This is a genomic window from Gardnerella sp. 30-4 (assembly GCF_001641215.1).
GTDB lineage: Bacteria > Actinomycetota > Actinomycetes > Actinomycetales > Bifidobacteriaceae > Bifidobacterium > Bifidobacterium leopoldii.
In genome coordinates, this window is record NZ_LXJL01000101.1 from 1 (window position 1) to 6,480 (window position 6,480).

Consider the following 6,480-nt stretch of genomic DNA (forward strand, 5'->3'; position numbering starts at 1 on the left):
GTTTACTTACTTTCTTGCGTGCACATGACGGCTGCGAGTTTTAAACGTTACAGCACCGCTTGCAAGCAGCACCATAAACGTCACAACCATGCCAATCACACTGCTACCAGTCATCGCCAAATCAGAAGTCATCTTCTTGGCGGCAGACTTAGCGGCAGCCTTCTGCTTTGCAGCAGCGTTAGCATTCGCAGCACTTGCGTTGCCATTGGCAGAACTTGCGTTGCCATTGGCAGCGGCATCGCCGGATGCAGCGGATGCGCCTGCATTAGTAGAATCCGCATCATCCTTTGAGGACGACTCCGAATTATTACTGGAATTACCTCCAGTAGTGAAGGATTTTCCACCATGACTACCGCCGTGGTTGCTACTATTGTTACCCCCACGGTTACCGCTGTGATTACCACCACGGCTACCACCATGATTCTTATCGCGGCTATTATTGTTGGTATCACCGCTTGCATTACCGCTAGTATTACCGCTGGTATTACCGCTGGTATTACCGCTGGTATTACCGCTAGTGCTGCCACCGTTGTTGCCACTATCCTTACCGTGACCTGAGCTTCCACCTTCGCTGTTACCAGCGTTACCAGCGTTACCAGTATTACCAGAGTTACCAGTATTACCGCTACCACTCTGGTTCTGATTATTCTGATTATTTTTATTATCAGAATCAGTTTGGCTGCCACTATCAGAAGAAGCAGAGGAAGATACAGACACCTCTCCAGAAGCAATCTGGTTACCATTTGCATCCATAAGTAAGATTGTGTGCTTACCTGAATATCCGCTAGGAATCAAAACCTTGAAATAGTACTTACCGTTCTCATCAGTACGCACTGTCACATATTCATGACCATCTTCACCCTTAAGATCCTTAGGATCAGAGTAAATGAACGCATACATGCGAGCATTGGCTTCAGCATTCTTCAAAGCTGCAGGCTTTCCAGAAATATAAATCTTTACTTCCTTTCCAGCTGTAACATTCTTGGTTTCTAATCCAGCAAGAGACTTTAGAATCTTTTCTGTAGAAGCAGGAGGAATTGGGGCAGAATCAGTTTGGGTTGATTCATTCTTGGTTCCTGGATTCTTTGGCTTAGCCGGATTCTCGCCAGGCTTCTTCGGATCCTCGCCAGGCTTCTTCGGATCCTCACCAGGCTTCTTTGGATCTTGACCAGGCTTAGACGGATCCTCGCCAGGCTTCACACCATGCTTCACTTTGAATGTATATGCAGTAGCTCCCTTTGCATTATCACTTGTGGCACTTGCTGTATTACCGGCAAAATCGGTCGCCTCAATGGTGATAGTGTGAGAACCATCAGTCAACTTATTAGTAGGAATCTTCAACGTTAATGTTGTAGAACCTGGCTTATCTGGAGTTGGATTATCGTTAACCTTAGAAACATCCACTAATGTGTTCTCTACTGCTGTAGTTGGAAGATAATTTTCTGTATACGCTACTGGACGACCATCAACCATAACGCGCAAAGACTTCAAATTATCATCTGTTGCTTTAACAGTAATTTCGTGACCATCATCGATTTCTTCACCTTCAACCAAACCTGCTTCAACAGTAGGATCCGTTTCGTCAAGAACAACTGGAATCACACCAAGTAAATGAGATTCAACCTGATCACTTAAGTGCAGCAGCAACTTATCACCATTGTCTACTGGAATGTCAGTTGAGAATTGGCGACGAGTTGTTTCTTTACCATTCGTATCCAAAGTGTAGAAATCACCAACGGAATCGTTGTTAATTCGCAAAGTTTGACCGAAAGCATCATCCGACACATTGCCGCTGAAAGTCACGGTGTCACGATTGGTGAACAACGTGTGACCATACAGCTTTGGAGTATCGAAATGTGCTGTTGGAGGCGTAATGTCGAAGTAGAATGCTGCAGGAGTATCGATTACATTCGTTTCATCGTCTTCATCAGCATCTTCGTCAGTTGGCTTAGTGTTCACCTGCAAGCGGAAATCATTTATACCCGGATGCATTGGAAGCTTCACACTAAACTTTCCGTCCTTAATTTCAGCACGCAATGGGTTTGGAGTTACAAGATTTTTAGTTGTAGCATCAAAACGCGAAGCTGGAGTAAACACCACGCTAGTCACCTTGGAACTCACATCACCTTGAGCAACAAAGTAATCAGAGCCAATAACGTCTGGACCATAATTCTTCTTATGAATTAACCACGCATAAGAACCCATAGAGCCAGCATTAGTAAGCACGAAATCTTTTGTTGCAGCTGCAGGTTTAGGCGTAGGAGTTGAACGACCAGCGAGAGCCAAACCTATAGTTGTAGTGTTTTCAGCAGAATCAGTAGCTACAAGAGTTACCATAACAGCTTTAGCGGCAGGAGTAATAACTGTTTTGAAACTACCGTCTTTGCCAACAGTTACTACTTCTTCAGTTTCTTTACTAGCTACAGCTGTATCTGCTTTCTTTACATTGGCATTAATATTCGCTGTTGAAGTTGTATTAGCTCCAGAAACAGCTTTAGTAGCAGAACCAGAAGCATGATTGTTTACAGAACCAGCAACTGCATTAGCTGGAGTAGTGTTGTCAGCAGCCTTCTGATAAGTAAGCTTTAGCTTTACAGTATCTCCAGGAGTATCAGTTACTTTACCAGCAACAGTTACTTTACCATCTGAACTTACAGGCAAATTACCCTTATCATCTAAACCATTAACAGTAATCTTAGGTGTTTGCGCGTTGAACGTTAGCTTAAGTTCCTTATTGCCAATATGATTACCTTTACTATCAAAAGCTTTAAGCATTACAGTATTTTCGCCATTTTTCAGTGGCACAAACGCATAGAAAGTATTCTCACCCTTGCGCTTTTTAGCTAATTTGACTTCCTGATTTTTACCGTCTTTAGGAGTCACATAAGCTTTTATAGAAGCAACATCTTTAGTGAGATATCCCTCAAGATAGAACTTACCATTAATATCTGGGTTAGTCTTACTTTCTTCTAACTGATTTGCTTTAATTTGGTGAGAAGTAAGTTTTTGTTCATTTGGAATAATAAACTTCTTGTTCTTCTCAGGTTTTCCTGAACCATTCGGGACATATGTGTCGAATACCTTCTTAACCTCAGTTGGATTCATAGCATTGTCTCGAACAAGCACATCTATGTATTGAGCTTCATTACCAATGTGAATAGACTTGCACACTCGCGTACGAGTTGCTTCATTCAACGGGCATTGAGTGTCTTCATCACCATAGTTCAAAGCATCCTTTACACCAGGAAGATGAATAGTTGGCACGCCAGGATCAGGACTCAATTCATCACTAATAACAATCTTCACATTGCCTTTATCATCACGATCAGATACTGTGACCTTAGGTCCATGATTATCGATTGCTACCTTCATATCATAAGTTTGCCAATCAAACTTATCTCCTAAGCGAGCTTGAATACGATACGTGTACCATCCATCAGGAAGAATGTCAAACCTACTTGTTTTTGGATTCCACACAGACCCGTCGAAATTTCCAGCTAAACCATCTGTTGTTCCAGCATTAGCAATAGTAGAACGATGCACATTGTGTTCCGTTCCAAGAACAATCTTAGTTTTATTATGAGAATCCAATACAGAATACTTTATGTCAGATGCACCGCGGAATATAGCCATAGATGGAACAACATAATCCATCCAGCCATCTTGATTTGCAGGTGAAAATTCGCCAAGTACATAAGGTTTAGTTTCATTATTAACCGGAAGTTTACCCATAAAACCAGCTACCGAAAGCAACGATGTCGTAAGATCACTATGTTTTGCACTATAGCTTTCTCCCGGTTTTACCATTATAGGTTCAGCATTCCAATCTCCAACAAAACCAAGGTATGGCACAGAAACATCTGGTTGAGAATCAGTGAGCGATTCAAATCGCACCCAACCTTCAATATAATGATTGCCTTCAGAACGATTTGGGCTTAATGTAAACTTAACATCAGCGGTTTTCCCAGGCTTTACTGTAACATTACGCGTTTTTGATTGCAACGTTTCAGTATTACTAATAGATGTTACTGTATCTTTATTAACCTCATTAGACTCATTTACAACATCCTGATCTGGGACAGCAAATTTTACTGGCTTCTTACCATAATTATGTAAAGTAACTGTAAAGTTGCGATTAGAATTCACGTTTTTAAGAGCAACGTACGAATTGCCGTTTACTGTTGCAATCACGTCAGTAGCAACAGCTTTATCTACCTGAGCTAAGCCAGCGCCGATTTGACGAGGAGCATAAGGAATTTTCTTACTATTTGCAGAATCTTTATGTCCAATAATACTTGCTGTATTCATTAATGCTTGGCTTACACGAGTAACCATTTCAGACTTTTTAAGATCAGGGAAACGCTTCTTATAGCTTTCCATCACCAACGCTGAAAGACCGGAAACGTTTGGAGCAGCCATGGAAGTACCAGACATGCTGGTGTACTTATTTCCATTCTGCGTGGACCAAACATTACCACCGATACCAGCAATCTGAGGTTTAAAATCAAATTCTGGAGTTGGACCCCAAGAAGTAAAGCTAGAAGGCTTACCGTTATCTGGATTAACAATAGTAGTGAATTGGTTCGTGAAAGCTATCTTCACTTTCTCGCCTTTATGTAAAGCATCAAGAATTTGCAAGGCATACGAACGAGGGATGGACGCACCAAAGCAATTTTTGATTTTTTCCAATCCACCCATTCCTAGGAATAAGGATGAATCTTTGTCGTGATTGTAAACAATCACACCTTTAGCTCCCCTAGAAATCGCATTATTAAACTTTTCAGTAAAAGTGACTCCACCACGTTCTACAAGAGCATACTTATCTGCAAGATCAAGATCTTTAACATCAGCTTTAGTAGCTTTTTTAGCATCCACAAGTTCATGCTGAGATAGTGCATCTGTTAAAGAACCAATAGAATAGCTGTACGGCAAAGTATGTGACTTGCCATCTTTTCCAACCCAATTTGCAGACTGCTGAGTAATGTTGGAATTTTCTACAGAAGCAACGCTGAAAGCAGAAGGATAAGAAGATGGCGAGCCGAGAGTTGCATCATCCCACTTGCCTAAACTATCATCTATGCCACCGCTTTCAGAGAAGTTCAAGCCGGAGTTTCCTGCAGAAATAACTGGAAGCACACCAGCTTCGCGAGCCTTCTTTAACGCGACACTAGTAGCACTTGACGTTCCACCGAAACCGTTATCTGAGCCAAGAGACATGTTAATAACGTCTGCGCCAAGCTTTACAGAATCTTCGATTGCAGCAACAATATCAACATCACGAGCACCATGCGAACCTGGCACATTTGAGAAGACTTTCATAGCGAGCAGCTGAGCGTTTGGAGCTATGCCATCAACACGATGATTTTCAGATGCTGGAGCACCATTTTCATCGCCGTTAGCAGCCACAATACCGGCAACGTGCATACCGTGCTGTTCACCATTAGCGTCTGTGAAATTAGTATTTTCATCAGCGTAATTGAAACCTGCAGGAACTTTATCTGTTGTATTTCCTTTACCAGTTGGCTTCAAGCGAATATTCTTTTTTGCTGAAGCGTCAAGCTTCATATCTTGATGATTTGGATCGATGCCCGTATCGATAATAGAAACAAGCATTCCGGTTCCATCGAGGTGATGCTTTTTAAACACCGTCTGCACGCCTTGTAAATCGCGAGCATAATTTTCCATTGGATGATATAAACGTTCTTTTGCGACAGAAACTACACCTGGCTCACGTTTCAAATCTTGAACGTGTTTTTCAGGGAGAGTAGCTTCAAAAGCACTCATTAAATAACCAACCTGGCGACGAACCGTCATATTGTACTTTGACTTTACGCGGTTAATTAAAACATTCTGCTCATGAATGTTGGCTTTTTCGTCAGCATCCGTGAGTTGCGAACGATAATTTTTCAACGTAACAACAACAGTTACTTGAGCATTTGAATTTTTATTAAATTGATCTTTTTTACTGTAATTCTCAAAAGCTTTAGCAAGAGTTGGATTAACATGGCGTAAATCTTCTATAGACTTAATCTCACTATTAGCTTTTAAAGATGAATCAAGCATCTTAGAGACAAGTGCATTGCCATCTTTTTTAGTTTCATTATCATTTTTTGCAAATGCCGCAGGAACTTGCCCAAGCGGTACCATAAGCGTCGCCGCAGCCACGCCTAATGCTGCTAAACGAGTCAGATATGACGTTCGTTTGAACTTCATAAACATACTCTCCTTCAAAATGGTGGTTGTTATCCCGGAAAAATTTCGGTTCTAGCTATAACAAACTCATGCCAGCTGCCAAAACATTTCATACTGACTGCCAAAATCTTTCATACGGGTGTAAATATTTTTGTTACGCTGGTTTGAATCATTTCCGCTAAATATCGCACAAGAGGCATACCCCCCCCCATGCAAACAGCAAATAATGGTGCATTTTTGCAAGTGCAACAAAATATTTTTCATATACTCTAGCACTTGTTTAAAGAG

2 protein-coding genes are annotated in these 6,480 nt (G+C 41.5%); both read right to left on the reverse strand.

Features of this window, described 5'->3' with window-relative positions; genetic code table 11:
• Window positions 1-6 precede the first annotated feature (6 nt).
• Window positions 7-6,213 (reverse strand): S8 family serine peptidase, encoded by a 6,207-nt coding sequence (locus A5294_RS05600; RefSeq protein WP_064340663.1) that lies wholly within the window; start codon window positions 6,211-6,213, stop codon window positions 7-9.
• Window positions 6,214-6,279: 66 nt separating this feature from the next.
• The coding region (locus A5294_RS06930) for a hypothetical protein (RefSeq protein ID WP_231880206.1) at window positions 6,280-6,480 on the reverse strand (201 nt) is incomplete at its 5' end.